This is a genomic window from Pseudoalteromonas sp. A601, assembly GCF_002165575.1.
In the GTDB taxonomy this organism is placed as follows: domain Bacteria; phylum Pseudomonadota; class Gammaproteobacteria; order Enterobacterales; family Alteromonadaceae; genus Pseudoalteromonas.
In genome coordinates, this window is record NZ_MXQF01000015.1 from 83,943 (window position 1) to 101,427 (window position 17,485).

12 protein-coding genes are annotated in these 17,485 nt (G+C 41.1%); 11 read left to right on the forward strand and 1 reads right to left on the reverse strand.

Annotated elements, in window-relative coordinates:
• The first annotated feature begins 63 nt into the window (after positions 1–63).
• The 3 genes from ppc to cdd all read left to right on the forward strand — a co-directional run bounded on the left by ppc (position 64) and on the right by cdd (position 4,435).
• A complete protein-coding gene (ppc, locus tag B5G52_RS13835; protein WP_087533232.1) occupies positions 64–2,709 on the forward strand; it encodes a phosphoenolpyruvate carboxylase in 2,646 nt (881 codons plus the stop codon).
• 369 nt (positions 2,710–3,078) lie between these two features.
• Positions 3,079–3,456 carry a hypothetical protein gene (locus B5G52_RS13840; RefSeq protein WP_087533233.1) on the forward strand — a complete coding sequence of 126 codons (378 nt, stop codon included), beginning with the start codon at positions 3,079–3,081 and terminating at the stop codon, positions 3,454–3,456.
• A 49-nt stretch (positions 3,457–3,505) separates the two neighbouring features.
• Entirely contained in the window at positions 3,506–4,435 is a 930-nt protein-coding gene (cdd, locus tag B5G52_RS13845; RefSeq protein WP_087533234.1) for a cytidine deaminase, read from the forward strand.
• Here the strand turns inward: cdd and udp are convergent.
• Positions 4,418–5,179 (reverse strand): uridine phosphorylase, encoded by a 762-nt coding sequence (udp, locus tag B5G52_RS13850; RefSeq protein WP_087533235.1) that lies wholly within the window; start codon positions 5,177–5,179, stop codon positions 4,418–4,420. The two genes, cdd and udp, sit on opposite strands and share 18 nt — an antisense overlap.
• Positions 5,180–5,577: 398 nt before the next feature.
• Here udp and B5G52_RS13855 point away from each other — a divergent pair, with 398 nt between their 5' ends.
• The 8 genes from B5G52_RS13855 (at position 5,578) to B5G52_RS13890 (ending at position 17,322) form a co-directional block, all read left to right on the forward strand.
• Entirely contained in the window at positions 5,578–6,687 is a 1,110-nt protein-coding gene (locus tag B5G52_RS13855; RefSeq protein ID WP_087533236.1) for an arginase family protein, read from the forward strand.
• A 164-nt stretch (positions 6,688–6,851) separates the two neighbouring features.
• Positions 6,852–7,508: an ABC transporter substrate-binding protein gene (locus B5G52_RS13860; RefSeq protein WP_254911212.1), complete on the forward strand. Its 657-nt coding sequence runs from the start codon at positions 6,852–6,854 to the stop codon at positions 7,506–7,508.
• A gap of 154 nt (positions 7,509–7,662) precedes the next feature.
• Positions 7,663–8,940 carry a hemolysin family protein gene (locus B5G52_RS13865; protein ID WP_087533238.1) on the forward strand — a complete coding sequence of 426 codons (1,278 nt, stop codon included), beginning with the start codon at positions 7,663–7,665 and terminating at the stop codon, positions 8,938–8,940.
• Positions 8,941–9,040: 100 nt separating this feature from the next.
• Positions 9,041–10,639, forward strand: coding sequence for a hypothetical protein (locus B5G52_RS13870; protein ID WP_087533239.1), 1,599 nt, complete (start codon positions 9,041–9,043; stop codon positions 10,637–10,639).
• Between the two features lie 228 nt (positions 10,640–10,867).
• The gene (locus B5G52_RS13875) at positions 10,868–12,025 is read left to right on the forward strand and encodes an efflux RND transporter periplasmic adaptor subunit (RefSeq protein WP_087533240.1); all 1,158 of its coding nucleotides are present in this window, start codon (positions 10,868–10,870) and stop codon (positions 12,023–12,025) included.
• 12 nt (positions 12,026–12,037) lie between these two features.
• Complete coding sequence (locus B5G52_RS13880) at positions 12,038–15,178, forward strand: efflux RND transporter permease subunit (protein ID WP_087533241.1); 3,141 nt, start codon at positions 12,038–12,040, stop codon at positions 15,176–15,178.
• Entirely contained in the window at positions 15,168–16,583 is a 1,416-nt protein-coding gene (locus tag B5G52_RS13885; RefSeq protein WP_087533242.1) for an efflux transporter outer membrane subunit, read from the forward strand. The genes B5G52_RS13880 and B5G52_RS13885 overlap by 11 nt, the downstream gene beginning before the upstream one ends.
• Positions 16,584–16,704: 121 nt before the next feature.
• On the forward strand, positions 16,705–17,322 hold the full coding sequence (locus tag B5G52_RS13890) for a TetR/AcrR family transcriptional regulator (RefSeq protein WP_087533243.1): 618 nt from the start codon (positions 16,705–16,707) through the stop codon (positions 17,320–17,322).
• The last annotated feature ends 163 nt before the right edge of the window (positions 17,323–17,485 follow it).

Here is a 17,485-nt window from a genome sequence, read left to right on the forward strand (position 1 = left end):
AAGTCATGCACCGCTTATTACTCATACCCTTTGGGTATAACCATCAACAATGGAGTATTTGGAATGAGTGAACAATATGCCGCCTTGCGTGGGAACGTCAATTTATTAGGCCAGTTATTAGGCCAAACAATAAAAGATACCCAAGGACAAGCGATTTTAGATAAAGTAGAAGAAATTCGCGCTTTAGCAAAATCATCACGCACAGGTAACGAGCAAGACCGTCATGCCCTAATTGATGTTCTGCACGCATTAACTGACGAAGAGTTATTGCCAGTGGCTCGCGCTTTTAACCATTTTTTAAATTTAGCCAATGTAGCAGAACAATTTCATACTATTTCTCGTTTTAACGATGTTGGCTTTTGTCAATTAAGCCCTCTTACACAAACGTTAAAAGCATTATCTAGCCAAGCAAATCAGGGAAAATTAAATCCTAATGAAATTGCTGACAGCTTGTCGAAATTACATATCAATTTAGTTTTAACCGCACACCCGACAGAAGTAACACGTCGTACGATTATTAATAAACATGTTGAATTAAGTGACTGTCTAGCGGCGCTTGAGCGTACAGATAACTTAGAATATGAGCGCGAAAATATTCTTAATCGTATTGCTCAATTAATAAGTCAAGCTTGGCATACGGATGATATTCGCCGCTCTCGCCCAACCCCAATTGATGAAGCTAAATGGGGTTTTGCGGTTATTGAAAACAGCCTTTGGCATGCTGTGCCGCGCTTTTTAAGAGACTTTAGTAAAGAAGTAAAAGAGCAGTTAGATCTTGAGCTACCAAACGATTATAGCCCTATTGAGTTTACATCGTGGATGGGGGGGGATCGTGATGGTAACCCATTTGTGACTTCCCAGGTCACGCAACAAGTGCTGGATCATGGCCGTTGGATGGCACTTGATTTGTATAGCCGTGATATCGACACTTTAAGTACTGAGCTGTCAATGTCACAAGCGAGCGACGAGCTCGTTGAATTAGCAGGGCAAGATTTTGAACCTTACCGCGCAGTGTTAAAAGTATTAAAAGCACAAGTGAGTGAAACGGTTGCTCACTTAGGCGCTAAAATTATGAATAAGCGCACCGAAGCGCAAGATATCGTTACCGATATTAGTCAATTAAAACAGCCGCTAGAGGCATGTTATCGCTCACTATTGAAAGCCAATATGAGTGTGGTAGCAAATGGTTTATTACTAGATGTTCTGCGTCGTATCAATAGTTTTGGTATTCGTTTAGCTAAGCTTGACGTGCGCCAAGATTCATCACGCCACGGTGATGTATTTTCTGAGTTAACCCGTTATTTAGGGTTAGGGGATTACAACCAGTGGGAAGAAGAAGATAAACAAGCATTTTTACTGGCAGAGCTTAATTCTCGCCGGCCATTGATACCTAAACATTGGCAACCAAGTAATGACGTGCAAGAAGTACTCGACACCTTTGATGTCATCGCAAAGCAAGATGAATCGACCTTCGGTTTATACATTATCTCAATGGCACGTACAGCCTCAGATGTGTTAGCAGTGCAGTTATTGTTAAAAGAAAGTGGTTGTAGCTTTAGGCTCCCTGTCGCGCCATTATTTGAAACTCTTGATGATTTAAACGCTGGCCACAGTGTTATAACGCAATTGCTTGATAATACTTGGTATCGTGGTCAAGCTGAGGGCGTACAAAACGTAATGATCGGTTATTCTGATTCAGCCAAAGACGCAGGCATGATGGCTGCTGGTTGGGCGCAATATGAAGCAATGGATAAACTAGTACAGCTTGCCCAAGAGCGTGGTATTGAGCTTGTATTATTCCATGGCCGTGGTGGTACCGTTGGCCGTGGTGGCGCACCTGCTGCACAAGCTCTGCGTTCACAGCCTCCGGGTTCATTAAAAGGTGGTTTACGGGTAACAGAGCAAGGCGAGATGATCCGCTTTAAGTTTGGCTTACCAAATGTTGCATTAGAAAGCTTAAATATTTACGCCGGAGCCGTGCTTGAAAGTAACTTATTACCACCACCAGAGCCAAAAGAGCAATGGCGTGATGTGATGGCGTTGATCAGTGAAAAGTCATGCGAGCATTATCGTAATGTAGTGCGTTTTGATGAAAACTTTGTGCCGTACTTTAGAATGGCAACGCCAGAGCAAGAGTTGGGTAAATTGCCATTGGGCTCGCGCCCTGCGAAGCGTAATCCACATGGCGGCGTTGAAAGTCTGCGTGCTATTCCATGGATTTTTGCCTGGAGTCAAAACCGTTTAATGTTACCTGCGTGGTTGGGGGCGTTAACAGGCTTACAAGCCGCAGTTGAACAATACGGCGTTGAAACTTTAAACGAAATGAGTCAGCAGTGGCCGTTCTTTAGAGCGCGTTTAGAAATGCTCGAAATGGTATTCAGTAAGGCCGATTGCTGGCTAAGTGCTCACTATGATGATGCGCTTGTTGAACCGCAATATAAGCCACTAGGTGAAGAGTTACGTAAAGAGCTTAAACAAGCGATTGCATTAGTGCAGTCACTGAGCCCGCAGCAAAGCTTGTTGGCTGATCAGCCTTGGATCAAAGAGTCAATTGGCTTACGTAATCCGTATACCGATCCGTTAAATGTACTACAAGTAGAACTGCTTAAACGCTCTCGTGAAGCGCAAGAAGGTGCATCAGGTGATATTGATAATGCATTAATGATCACCATGACAGGTATTGCAGCAGGTATGCGCAATACAGGTTAATGGCTATGATGTATGGCTTCATTGTGCTCTTTTGCAGCTTTGGGGCCATCAATAGGTAATGTCAGTACACAGTGTGCGCCGTGTTCACAAGGCTCGGCGCATATATTGCCAAAAAGGGAGTATTTAACTGCATTAAACACCACATTTTACCCCAGTCCTAAGTGATTTATGTTTTTATATGGTCACGATTACAAATAAAAGCGCAAAGAACTAAGCTCAGAAAATTCCGTTTTCGCTCAATAAATATAGTACTTTTATCTGGAAATTACTCATGGTCTGACCTGTTTGGATGGTATTTCTTGACTCGCTCCAATAAAAAATTACAATACCCCGCTTTTTGGCACTTCATCAATTAACCGAGTCTATTGTATGTCTAATGTTTCAACTTGCATCACATTTGATGCATCCACATCATTAATAATGATGACATTAAAAGGGACTGCAAGTGCACAGGATGTGATTAATTTTTATCAGATTGCCCAGCAGTATGGCGAAATGTATAGCAGCAACAAGCTACTGGTCGACGTGTCTGAGCTCAGTCACGATTTTCCAGCCAGCGAGCTTTTAAGTATTATGCCGACTATATCGGGTTGGCTAAAAGACTACCTGATTGCCAGAATAGTCAGTTTTGATGGTTTTATGCACGACTTGTTTCTGCAAAAAGCCAAGCGGTTTAATATAGCAGCAGAAAACTTTGAGTGTTTTGCTACTGCGAAAAGTTGGTTGGAAAATCAATCTGGTAATTAGTCGCTGAACATTTTACACTGTGTAGCCATTAAATAAGTAAAATTTGTTTATGACTTCATCAACATCTTCTTCGCCTATCAATTCAATAACAGGGCACACTTTCGAATTTGCTGAACCTGCGCGTAATGCATTGTTCAATCAAGTTAAATCGCAACAGGGTCGATTAAATACAGCTGATATTAATGCACTTTGCACTGAGCACTCACTCACTCAAGCACAATTACTCAGGGCTTGTTTACCTATTGCCTCTTTATTTGCTGTGGCGCCTATATCTCAGTTTTTAGTGGGGGCAATCGTGGTAGGCTTAGATGCACAGCAACAGCCTAGTTTTTATTTTGGTGCTAATGTTGAATTTGCTCATCAGCCGCTGAGTTTAGTGGTTCACGCTGAGCAATCAGCAATAAATAATGCTTGGCTCAATGGTGCTAAGTCTGTTGTTAAAATAGCGATTAGTGATGCACCTTGTGGTTATTGCCGCCAATTTATGAATGAGTTGGCAGATGCGGAAACTTTCGATATTTTATTGCCAACTCAACAATTTAAACTCACCGAATTGTTGCCTGCTGCGTTTGGACCTAAGGATTTGGGTAATAAATATAGTTTGTTTAATCCGGATCCACAATCTGCTCATGTGGATACAAACTCTGAGGTTTGTCCTGTGCTTATTGAGCAGGCAAAGCAAGCTTATGTTCCTTACACGCAAAACTTTAGTGCGGTAAAAATAACCACATTTAACCATGGCAATTTTTATGGACGTTATGCTGAAAATGCAGCCTATAGTCCAAGTCTTGCCCCATTACAAAGTGCAGTTAGTCAGCTTTATTTGGCAGGTTTAAGTTTGGATAATAAGACGGTTGAAAAAGTAGAATTATTACAATCTGAAGGTGCAGAAAATCAACTGCAAGTGAGTGAAGCTGTGCTGGCAAGTTACGATAACTTACCAGCTTTACAAAGCTATAGTTTAAGCTTTACTCAGTAGCACTTTAGCGGCTTCAAGTACCACGGCAACTGATTTTTTCTCAATCTCGCCGTGGTCAACATTGGGTATTTCTTGGCGCGTTCTATTTACTAATACCCCTGCCACACAGGCAGCTTTTAAACCTAGTGCTGCACACATGGTGAATAACGTAGCCGATTCCATTTCGTAATTCATTACGCCAAGCTTTTGCCATTCTTCGCAGCTACCTTGGAACGCTTTTGGCACGTAACCTGAGTAGGTATCATAGCGTTCTTGACCAGGGTAAAAGGTATCGCTTGATGCTGTTATACCGATATGAAAATCAATATTTAGGTTATTACAGGCGTTAACCATGGCTTGGGTCGCAAAAAAATCAGATACGGCAGGGTAATTAAGTGGCGCAAAGTGCTGGCTTGCACCATCTAAGCGAACAGACGCTTGGCTAATTAAAATATCACCTTCATTAATATGTGGCTGAATAGCCCCTGTGGTACCAATGCGTAAAAATGTATCAACACCTAATTGAGCCAGCTCTTCTACTGCAATAGATGTTGATGGGCCGCCAATACCAGTTGAACATATCACAACAGGTTGGCCGCTAAGTAAGCCTAAATAAGCATGAAATTCTCGGGTTTGTACTAAACAACGTGGATTTTCCAAAAAACTAGAGATGCGCTCAGCTCTATCAGGATCGCCTGGCACGATTGCTAACGTTGCGCCTTGTAAATCGTCGCGAGTAAGTCCTAAATGAAAAACCTTTTCCATAATGTTGCCTTTTAAATCATATGAGTATTGTCAATCTAACATCATTACTATTATGACATTGCCTGTACAGGACGGATGTCCGCTTTAGATTATCAGCTTTATTCATTCTCTTTGAATATTCAATCACTGAAGCAAATTAATCAATTTACACAACGGTTGACTTGTTTAAACAGACACTATATCTATCCTTTAATATACTTAATTTGAATCTATGCGTTGTTTTTAATTTATAGCTAAAGCTATGTTACATAAAGATAAATTTATTTTTCTACGTGCCTTTGTAAAATTGACTTTGTTGTCATGTTTTATGAAATGACCACCATGAAGGTTTTATTAAATTTATTTTCAACAGCGTCTTTTTTGCATAACTACGCAAAAACACAGAGTAAGGAATCGTAATGAGCACACAATGGCAAACATTTAAAAGCAAAGTTGAACACTGTTTATGTCCACCGGGTGATGGAGTTTTCACTGTTAATACGGCAAAAGAGCGAAAAGCGGCGTTACGTAACAAGCTGTACGGTCAAGAAGATAACGTAGAGCCTTTGTGGCGTGACTCGTTAGAGACTTTATCACAGAGTCCTTATAAAGCGGTTACCCTTGGGATCAGCTCTGATTGTGGCGGCGGTATTTTACGTGGTGCTAACTGGGGACCTTTATTTTTGCGCTCGACCTTGATTGACCAACAACCCCAAGCGAAATCTTTTGACTTAGGTGATGTACGTGTTATCCCTCATTTACTGCATGATAAATACTTAAATGATGCAACGATTAGCAATTGTCAAAAGGCGCTCTATGATAATCCTAATAGTGATTATTACGTGAGCCCACTGTCAATTACCGAAGATGTTTGTGACAGCTTTTATGCTACGTTTAGCGATAAAGGTATTTTTGGTATCGGTGGCGACCACTCTATCAGTTACCCACTGACAAAATCGTATTTAAAAGCTAAGCGCGAACAGGGTAAACGTACTGCCATTATTCATTTCGATGCGCATACCGATTTACTTGTTGAGCGTTTAGGTATCGATTTATGCTTTGGCTCATGGTGCACGCATATTTTAGAGTTCTTACCTGCGCCGCATCACCTTATTCAATTTGGTATTCGCTCAAGTGGTAAGCCTAAAGAGCATTGGGAGTCGACCTTTGGTATTAAACAACATTGGGCGCATGAAATCATTGAACGTGGCGCGCAAGAAGTTGCTAGTGAAGTGATTGCTCAATTAAAAGCTGATAATGTAGACGAACTCTATGTAAGCTTTGATATTGACGCTCTAGATGAAGAATTTGCTTCGGCAACGGGTACTCCCGAAGGTAATGGTCTAACGCCAAAGCACGCGTTAGATATCCTAGCGGCATTGGCTGATGAGTTTCCAATAACGGGGGCTGATATGATGGAAATAGCGCCATTTACCGACAGTTCCTTAGTAGGTCAATCAAGCTCAGAAACCACGTTGAGGGAAGGTGCAAAAATTTCAGCATTTTTAATCAATGCAATGAACAGATAACCTTTTAGAGAAAAATCTCAAAAACAGGCTGTTATGGCCTGTTTTTTATTCACTTATCAGTAAATTAGCGCTATATTTAGACGACAATATAACAATTTATGCGGAGTCGATTATTATGTGCGAGAAACAAAGTGATTAAATGGAGCTTATTATTTTTGGTTATTATGAGTCAGCAATGCCTAGCTAAGCTCAATATAGTGACCGAAAATTTCCCCCCAGCGCAATACCTTGACGATAACCAGCAACTGACTGGTCATGTGGTAGAAAAAGTGCGTAAAGCCTTGGATGCATCTTCAATTGATTATGCAATTTCAGTACATAGTTGGAGTACTGCATTTAATACCGCTTTGCGCGACCCGCAAACTTGTATTTTTTCGGTAACACGTTCTAAAGAGCGCGAAGATAAGTTACTTTGGATTGCGGAGTTAGCTGAACTCACTACCAACTTTTATGCTCTAAATTCTAAAAATATTCAGTTAGATAACTTAGAGCAAGCTAAACAGTATCGTGTTGCCGTACTTAAAGATAACTATAGTCATCAGTACTTATCATCTCAAGGCTTTGAAGAAGGTAAAAACTTACTGGCTATGGATAGCTTTGATAACATATTTAATATTGTTCACAGTCGAAAAAATAATATCGATCTTGTCATCTTACCTAAACAGCGAGTTGACTTTGAGCAACAATCACAGCCCACAGCAGATAGCCTACAACCTGTATTAAAACTTAATATTAAACAGCCATCATTGTATTTTGCTTGCAATAAAGCGTTAGACAAAGTGTCTAAGTTAGAGCTGACCCGTGTGTTTTCTGCTTTATAGTCAAAAATGCCTATCTAAATAGTCAAAAATGCCTATCTAAGTGATTGTAATTTAATCTCTTTAAAGATAAGTGAAATATCAATTGCTGAGTTTAAAAAAGAGCCTATAATCCAGCTGCTTTTGCTTATAAAAGCGCTTATTGTTGGAGTGTTAAATGGGTGATTTAATCGGGATTGGGTTATTGATCTTGATCAGTGCGTTATTTGCTATGTCGGAAATTGCCATCGCAGCATCACGCAAAATTAAATTAAGAGTGATGGCCGATGAGGGCAATATAAATGCGGCCGCCGTATTAAAATTACAAGAGCAGCCCGGTGCATTCTTCGCCATGATCCAAATCGCGCTTAATGCGATTGCTATTTTAGGGGGCATTGTTGGTGAGCAAGCTCTGTCACCGTATGTAGAACGTGTATTAGTAATGGTCTATCAAGGCCCATTATTAGCTCAAGTCAGCTTTTTAATTTCGTTTTTTATCATCACCTCATTATTCATTTTATTTGCCGACTTAATGCCGAAACGCTTAGCGATGATAATGCCTGAAGCGGTCGCTGTGAGGCTCGTCACGCTGATGAGATGGGTGACCTTTGCCCTGACTCCTCTGGTGGTATTTTTTAATGGCCTGACAAATATGATTTTACGGCTATTTAAGGTGCCTGCAGAGCGTGAAGATATTGTCACCACTGAAGATATTGTTGCGATGATGGATGCTGGGGCGGAATATGGCAGTTTACAGCAACAAGAGTATGACTTAATCGGTAATGTATTTGACTTAGAAGCCCGGTTTTTATCAAGCGTGATGACGCCACGGGACCAAATTGTTTATTTTGATATAAAAGAAGCCAGTACTGACATTGCGAGTAAAATTATTGATCACCCCCATAACCACTTTTTAGTATGTAATGGTAATTTAGATAAACTCATAGGCTCTGTTGAATCAAAAGATATATTACGCCAAGTACTCAAAGGTGAGGCGGCAAACATCAATGAAGAGTTATTAGAAAAAGAAACCTTTTATTTACCCGAAACACTCAGTTTATCTGAGGCATTAAATGCATTTAAAGCAGCTGCAAAACCCTTTGCTGTGGTGGTAAATGAATACGCACTGGTTGTAGGTATCGTCACCGTTAAAGATTTGATGAAAGGCTTTATGGGCGATTTGATAACCCACACGGGTGATGAACTGATCATTGCGCGAGATGAAAACTCGTGGCTAGTGGATGGCTTAACCCCGGTGGTTGAGCTGGCTAAGGTGCTGGAAATTGATGAATTTCCGGATCAAATGCATTACGAAACCGTGGCAGGGTATTTAATTTACTCAATGAAACGCATTCCTAAACGTGCTGAGTATATTACTTTTTCTGGCTTTAAGTTTGAAGTGGTTGATGTAGAAGGTATTAGAGTCGAGCAGTTATTAGTAAGTAAAATTAACTAACATATCGATGTGTTTAAGATTTTTTAAAACCTGCTTGTTGTTGATAACGAGATCGTTAACAATACAGGCAGTGTTTTAATTAATTGCTTTAAGGTTAACCATGGCGTTGTCTTCGCTTGTATCTCGTATTACACCCAATATTCTACTATTTTTATCACTCATCAATTTTAACAGTGCAACTGCCAAGAATAATGAACAGACCTTAATTATGATGGGCAGTGCAATTGAAACCTGTACTACCTTAAGCCCACAGTTTTGTAAATTAGATGCGCCGTTAAGGGATGAAAAAAGTGCACTATATGTGCTTTCTACAGATTCTATTGAGCTAATAAAAAAAGATTGGCCAACAGTAAATAAAAGCCATCTAACAGCGACAGTCACCAATTTAAATACGTTATTAAAAACTCACCAAACATTACTTTCTAAAAGGGAGTTGTTGTGGGCATGGCGTGATATTGCAAGCCAGCAAATGAGTGAATTAACTCAACTGGAGTTTGATTATGTGATTGATATGCTGCAAGTTGCTCAACCAGATGGACAAGGGCGCGTACTCAATATCGATTTAAAAAATAGTAAAACAGATCAACTCTGGCTGGACGATAGCTATAAATTTATTGCTGCGAGTTTAAAAGTAAAAGCTAAAACCCCTAAATTGTTAGTGATCAGCGCAACTAGTCGAGACCCTTACTTTACAGCAAGTTATTATGAGACTGTATTATCGCAAATAGGTGTGGCAGTAGAGTGGCTCGCCTTAACGCCTGCATTAGCAACGGCGTTAACTCAAGGGCAATGTGGTCAACTTGAGCAGTTTCGACATAAACACATGGGGCTGTTTAACAGAAAGACTGTGTTCCCTAAGCGCGTCAATACTGAACGTAGACTCTGTGAGCAAGGGGTTGAGTCATTAATAGAGAAAATTAATAACAGTACTGGTATTGTTTTGGCGGGTAATAACAGCAATACACATAACCTTAGTGCAAGCTTTTATAACCCCGATGGTAAGGCTTACCCATGGACAAGTGCTGTTCGCGATGCTCCTGTATTAATTGCTGAAAATAAAAATGCCGAGTTTGTTGCAATACAACACATCGAAAATAAACCACAAAGTGCAGCTGATGTATTAAAAAACAAACATGTTGACACTAAGCCGGGGATTGAAAGTGTCGAATACGCATTTATTAAAAGCCAGTTTAGTGAAACAAATAGTCTTGCTTTGTTAGCAACAGCCCTTGATACAACTAATCAGCATGTGGGGCTGGGTATTGACGCTAATACCTCTTTGGTCGTGATCAAATCAAATGAAGGCGATGTGCTTACGGTATTAGGTGAGCGAGGTGTCATAGGTTTAACCTTAGAGCAGGCGCAACCATATCGTTATTCTTATTGGCCATCAGGTAGTGTTTTTAACTATAATAAACAAGGGTTTAGTTTAAATAAGCGCAGTGCTGAGAATGCTCTACCAAATATAAAGATACCGAGTTTGCCGATGCAGCGCTTCAATAATATATTAACGGATAATAAATTACGTTCATTAACGCAGGCCTTGTGTTTAAGCCAAGATACAACCGCAGTGGGCCAGCAAGGAGCGTTTTTGGTGAGTTTGAATGCGACGGATGAAACCTCATATAAGCGCATTAATGCAAGTCGATACGGCTGTGCTATTGAGCAATTAGCGCTCAAGTTCTCTGAAATCAATTAAGCTTTCTTCCCCGAAAATACTCAAAGGAGCTCAAGTACAGAGCTCCTTTTTAATTAATCGCCTGTACTCTTTTATATAGGGTTACGTTGTAGATTCCTTTTTTACATACTTCTCATGCATCTTCTCAAAACCACATTGTAAAGTTATGCAAATAATTCTTAATTAATATTGGATCTCGAAATAAATTAATTTAGAATGATCGTTCATTCTAAATTAAGGGTAGTTTTCATGCAGCGTTCTCGCGTCGTTCTTTTTGCAGTGTCAGCTTTAGCCAGTGCAGTTATTTTATCTGGTTGCGATCAGAGTCCTCAAATAAGCCAACAGGCCAAACAAGCAGTGCCGGTTGGGGTGATCACACTTAAAAGTCAGCCATTAACCTTAACCAAAGAGTTACCAGGGCGTGTTGCTGCATCGCAGGTAGCTCAAATTCGCCCGCAAGTAAATGGCATTATTCAATCTCGTTTATTTACCCAAGGGGCTGAAGTTAAAAAAGGCCAAGCTTTATATCAAATTGATGCTTCAACCTTCGAAGCGCAAGTGGCAACAAGTAAGGCGGCAATTACTAAAGCGAAAGCGAGCATTGCAAATGCTAAAGCAAAGTCTGAACGCTATGATGAACTATTAAAAATTAAGGCGGTAAGCCAGCAAGACTTTGACGAAGCCGATGCCAGTTACAAAGGTGCAGAAGCTGATTTATTAACCGCTCAAGCGCAACTTAAAACAGCGCAAATTAACTTAGACTACAGTAAAGTGAGATCACCCATTAGTGGTCAAATTGGTAAATCAAATGTGACGGCGGGTGCGTTAGTCAGTGCAAATCAAACAACAGCGCTTGCGACTGTCACCCAACTAGATCCTATTTATGTTGATTTAACCCAATCTAGTAGTGAGCTGACTCGGTTGAAAAAAGCAATTGCTAATGGTGAGCTGAATAAAGATCTTGCGATTCATTCAACTGTTGAATTAAAAATGGAAGATGGCTCAGTTTATCCGCATAAAGGAACGTTGAAGTTTTCTGAAGTAACGGTTGATCCAAGCACCGGCTCAGTCACGCTTCGCGCAGAGTTTCCAAACCCTGAAAAGCTATTACTACCGGGCATGTATGTACGTGCGGTGATTGTTGAGGGTGTAAAAGCGAATGCGATTTTAGCGCCACAGCGCGGTATTAGCCGCAATACCAAAGGTGAACCAACAGCAATGGTAGTCAGTAAAGACAACACCGTGGAGCCTCGCGTATTAAAAACAGATCGTACAGTTGGTTCTAATTGGTTGATCACAGAAGGCCTAAACGATGGTGATAAACTCATTGTGGAAGGTTTACAAAAAATAGCACCTGGCGCACCAGTTAGCGCTGTTCCCGCTGAATCTACTGCTAATACACAATAACGGAGCAATTTAATGTCACGATTTTTTATCGATAGACCCATTTTTGCATGGGTGTTAGCTATTGTAGTGATGCTTGCTGGGGTATTAGCAGTAAGGGGACTACCTGTTGCTCAATATCCGTCAATTGCACCACCTGCAATTAGTATTCAAGCAAGCTATCCGGGCGCGTCTGCACAAACACTTGAAGACACAGTAACTCAGGTTATTGAGCAAAAAATGAAAGGCTTAGATGGCTTGCTTTATATGTCATCTACATCGGAATCAAATGGTTCAGCAACTTTAACGCTAACTTTTGATGCTGATACCGACCCTGATATCGCGCAAGTTCAAGTGCAAAATAAGCTTGCTTTGGCTACGCCTTTATTACCTGAAGAAGTACAACGTCAAGGTGTATCTGTTGCAAAGTCTGCGCGTAACTTTTTAATGGTTGCGGGTTTTGTCTCTGAAGATGGCAGCATGAATAACATTGATATTGGAGATTATGTTGCGTCAAATGTGCAAGATATCGTTTCACGTGTAAACGGTGTGGGTGAAGTACAGTTATTTGGCTCGCAATATGCGATGCGTATTTGGCTTGATCCAAATCTTTTGCAAAAGTATGAACTTACACCTGCGGATATTAGCGCTTCAATTAGTGCGCAAAATGCTCAAGTTTCAGCAGGCCAGTTAGGTGCATTACCAGCTGTTGCAGGACAGCAATTAAATGCCACTGTGACAGCACAAAGCCGCTTACAAACCCCTGAACAATTTAGAAATATTTTTGTTAAAACCAATGATGATGGCTCTGTAGTACGTTTATCTGATGTGGCTAAAGTAGAGCTGGGCGGTGAAAGCTACGCCGTTGTTGCACGCTTTAACGGTAAGCCAGCCTCTGGTTTAGGTATTAAGTTGGCCAGTGGTGCAAATGCCCTTGATACAGCAGAAGGTGTTAAAGCAGCCTTGGCAGAGCTTGAGCCATTTTTCCCTGAAGGTTTGGCGGTTGTTATTCCTTACGATACTACGCCATTTGTTACCTTATCAATTGAAAAAGTAGTCAGTACATTAATAGAAGCCGTGGTGCTTGTATTTGTGGTTATGTATCTGTTTTTACAAAATTTCCGTGCAACCTTGATCCCAACCATCGCTGTGCCTGTGGTATTACTTGGTACGTTTGCTGTGCTTCAAGTGCTGGGTTATTCAATTAATACATTAACCATGTTTGCTATGGTGTTGGCTATCGGCTTGCTGGTGGATGATGCCATTGTGGTGGTTGAAAACGTAGAACGGGTCATGACTGAAGAGAAGCTCTCACCACTTGAAGCAACACGTAAATCGATGGATGAAATTAAAGGCGCACTGGTGGGTATTGCCATGGTTTTGTCAGCCGTATTTGTACCAATGGCATTCTTTGCGGGCTCTACTGGGGTTATTTACCGTCAGTTCTCAGTGACTTTAGTAACAGCGATGAGTTTATCTGTTTTAGTGGCACTGATATTAACCCCTGCATTATGTGCAACTATGTTAAAGCCAAGCCATGTACATAATAACAAGTCGCTATTTGGTCGTTTCTTTATTGGTTTTAACCGTGGTTTTGATAAAACAAATAGCGGTGCACAAAGCTTTGTAGGGCGAATGATCAAACACAGTAAACGTTACCTTTTATGCTACGGCTTAATTGTTGGCGGCATGGTGTTTATTTTCTCACAACTTCCATCTGCCTTTTTACCGGATGAAGACCAAGGTATTTTATTTAACCAGGTGAGTTTACCGGCAGGTTCAACAACTGAGCAAACGCTTAAAGTAGTTGAGAAAATGGAAAAGCATTACTTGGAAGATCAATCTGAAGCTGTGCGCTCAGTGTTTAGTGTAACAGGCTTTAGTTTTGCAGGCTCTGGACAAAATGCGGCGATTGGCTTTGTTGGTTTAAAACACTGGGATGAACGCCAACGTGATGACTTAGCCGTTGGTGCGGTTGCAGGCAAAGCAATGGGCTTTTTCTCAACGATTAAAGAAGCGTTTGTATTTGCTTTTCCACCGCCTGCGGTCGTTGAGCTTGGTACAGCAAATGGTTTTACTCTGTTTTTACAAGATCGCGTCGGATTAGGCCACGATAAATTACTTGAAGCACGTAATATGTTGTTAGGGATGGCTGCTCAAAGCCCTGTTTTAGCCGGTGTTCGCCCTAATGGGCAAGAAGATAAGCCTGAGCTAGAGCTAGACATTGATTTAGCAAAAGCTCAAGCGCTCGGTCTGACTCAGGCTGACATCAACAGTACGCTTTCAACGGCATGGGGTAGTCGTTATGTGAATGACTTTATTGACCGTGGACGGGTTAAAAAAGTTTATCTACAAGGTAGCGCTGAATCACGTATGGCTCCTGAAGACTTAGACAAATGGTATGTTCGCAATAGTAACGGTGACATGGTGCCATTCACGGCCTTCGCTCAGTCGTATTGGACTTATGGCTCACCGCGTCTTGAACGCTACAATGGCTTTTCAGCCATGGAAATTCAAGGGGCTGCAGCGCCAGGTTACAGTACAGGCCAAGCAATGGATGAAATCGAAAAGCTAGTCAAAAAACTGCCTGCGGGTATTGCCTTTGAATGGACGGGTATCTCATATGAAGAGCGTTTAAGTGGTGGTCAAGCGCCTATGCTATACGCGTTATCATTATTGGTCGTATTTTTATGCTTAGCGGCACTTTATGAAAGTTGGTCTGTGCCTGCAGCAGTTATGATGATAGTGCCACTGGGTGTATTTGGTGCTGCTATGGCTGCCTTTGTGGGGGGATTATCAAACGACATTTACTTACAAGTTGGCCTGCTGACTACTATTGGTCTTGCTTCTAAAAATGCGATATTAATCGTTGAGTTTGCTATTCATAAAATGGACGAAGGGATGGAACTCGTTGAGGCTGCTATTGCTGCGGTGAAGCTTAGACTTAGACCTATTTTAATGACTTCCATGGCATTTATTTGTGGTGTATTACCGCTGGCTATTGCTTCAAGTGCAGGCTCAGGTGCGCAAAATGCACTGGGTATATCGGTGATTGGTGGCACACTCGCTTCATCAATTATTGTGGTGATATTTGTACCGTTATTTTTTGTGTTAGTTAGACGGGTATTCCCGGGTAAACATAAAGCTGTAGCGCAGGAGCAATCAAATGAAGTTTAAAACATTGAGCCTAGCAAGTATCAGTGCACTGGTATTAAGTGCATGTCAAATGGCGCCAGAGCTTGAAGATATCAAACTACCAGTGCCAGATAGCTACGCGGTTGAAAGCGGACAAGGTAATATTGCCGATTTAAAATGGCAGCAGTTTTTTAACAATGAAAAGCTGCAAGCCTTAATTGAACAAACCTTGACCCATAATAAAGATATTAAACTTGCTGCTCTTAACGTGCAGCAAGTTAGAGCGTTATATCAAATAGAAGACTCAGCCTTGTATCCTTCGATTGACTTTTCAGCCTCAGGGACGCGCCAGCGACTCCCTGCTGATTTATCGTCAACGGGCAGTGCAAATATAAGTGAGAGTTATTCTGCGACTGTGGGCATGACGGCTTACGAATTGGACTTATGGGGAAAGGTACGCAATCAGTCAGATCAAGCATTACAAACCTTGTATGCCTCAGAGCAAGCACAAACCAGTGTTAAAATTAGTTTAATTGCAGAAATTGTGCATGCTTGGCTTAACTATGCAGCCGATAAAGAGCTGCTAGCGCTTGCTAATGAAACCCTTTCAAGTCAACAAGAGTCCCTTGAATTAATGGAAAAAACCTATGCACTGGGAGCTGCATCTAAGCTAAGTCTTGCTCAAGTGCAAAGTACGGTGGCTACAGCGAAAGTGGATATTGCTAATTATCAACGTTTATTAAAGCGCGATAAAAACGCATTAGATTTATTAGTGGGTAAAGTGGTTGCAACCAAGTTGTTGCCTGAACAAAGTTTAGATGAAGTATTTAACTTTCCAGCCGTTCCCGTGGGTTTACCGTCTGAACTGTTAGAGCAGCGCCCGGATATTAAAGCAGCTGAATATCGTTTACTCGCAGCAAATGCCAATATAGGTATAGCAAAAGCCGCGTTTTTTCCAAGTATTAGTTTAACCGCTAATGCCGGTACTGCATCAGCGGATTTAAATAACTTGTTTTCGTCCGGCTCGGGTACATGGAGTTTTGTGCCTTCGATAAACTTACCTATTTTTAATATGGGCCGAAACCAAGCCAATTTAGACGTTGCTCAAGCACAGCAAGAAATCGCTTTAACAACTTATGAACAAACAATTCAGCAAGCATTTAAGGAAGTATCTGACTCATTAGCCGATAGAGCAGGCTATATGCAGCAGTTAGCAGCGCTTGAAGAGCTTTATAACAGTAACCAAGTGACCTTTACGTTATCACAAGCACGATTTGAAAAAGGTGCCGACAGCTACTTGCAAGTACTGGATGCGCAAAGAAACTGGGTGAGTGCAGGGCAGAAGCTGATCACTGGGAAAAAGGCCTATATTGCAAGTCAAATTAGCTTATACAAAGCAGTAGGCGGTGGTTGGCAACGCCCTGAGCCTGAACAATACTCCCAATAAGCTATTTTAAACCTAGTTTACATGATTTTCGTTGTATAGCAGGAATCCTGTCGTTAAGATCGTGTAAACTAGTTTAAACTTCCTAGGTTAAAAAAGAGAAGCGTGGCTTTTCGAGGATACCATGAATACGAAAACCAAAAGAAAGACCGATCCAGCTTTAGCGCAAGCTCGTAGAGAGCAAGTTTTAGAAGCTGCTGCTGATTGCTTTAAGCGAAAAGGTTATCACGGTGCTGGTATGGCTGAAATATCAAAAACGGCGGGTATGAGTGCCGGGCATATTTACAATTATTTTGCCAGTAAAGAAGCAATTATAGAATCAATAATTGAACGTGACATGGAAGAAATGTTCTCAATTTTTCAGCAGTTTGAGGATCAGCCTGGTGATTTAGTGACGGTTCTATTAGATGGTCTTGACCATGGTGTTGAGCGCCATACAGATATAAATCAAGGTTCACTTGATCTCGAAATGCTGGCAGAGGCGGCACGTAATGAAAAAGTAGCCACCTTACTTCGTGACTCGGATGCATTAGCTAGAGCGAAAATGCGTAGCTTATTAGTTGGTGAGCGTAGTCCATTAAAAGCTGCGTCATCGACAGAAATAGATAGCCGAATCGAAATAATGTTTGCTGCGATGACTGGCTTATTATTGCGTAAAACATTGAACCCCAGTGTTAACAAAGACACACTGTTAATTGCATTACGTCCAGCGATGAAAACATTACTGACTTCTTTTGAATAATGGTCATGTTATATTTTTAATGTATGAAATAAGAACAATGATGGTGATTATTAGCTTAAGGCGCAAAAAATTCAGGTTATCTGTGCTAAAAGCCCTATTTTAGCTATGGTTAAACAGTGTGAGAATGTAATACACTGTAGGAAAAGCAGACAACATTAAGAGA